General features: G+C 39.4%; 1 protein-coding gene. It reads right to left on the bottom strand.

What is annotated here, in order from left to right; translation table 11 throughout:
* Positions 1-497 (bottom strand): NADH-quinone oxidoreductase subunit D-related protein (locus AT685_RS07865; RefSeq protein WP_474114246.1); only part of this gene is annotated, 497 nt, incomplete at both ends.

Raw genomic sequence — 497 nt, 5'->3', positions numbered from 1 at the left:
TAGGTATCGCTGCATGGACATCACCAGGCGGAAGTTGTTCCCAGGCCTGTTCAATTATCTTTAAACTCTCCTCCATTTCCCTTACCCTGACATAATACCTGTCCCAACAATCACCAACTGTTCCCATCTTCCCCTCACCAATCGGAACATCAAACTCAAATCTATCATAAACAAGATATGGTTCATTTTTCCTAAGATCAAACTTAACACCCGAACCCCTCAACATAGGTCCACTGCATCCATAATTTATCGCAACATCTGCTGGCAAAACACCTATATTTGCAGTTCTATCTATGAAAATTTTGTTAAAGGTCAAGAGGTCATTTATCTCTTTAAGTGCCTTTGGAAATGTTTTCAAAAAATCTTTGAGTTTTTTCCCGAAATCAGAAGGCAAATCATGGGAAAGTCCCCCGATCCAGATATAGTTATAAAGTAACCTCGCCCCACAAGTTATCTCAAACATATCAAGAATTTTTTCCCTTTCCCTAAAACACCAC

Origin of the sequence: Candidatus Kryptobacter tengchongensis (assembly GCF_001458555.1) — a bacterium.
GTDB lineage: Bacteria > Bacteroidota > Ignavibacteria > Kryptoniales > Kryptoniaceae > Kryptonium > Kryptonium tengchongense.
Note: the sequence above shows the minus strand (reverse complement) of the source record. Positions and strands in the feature narration are given on the sequence as shown.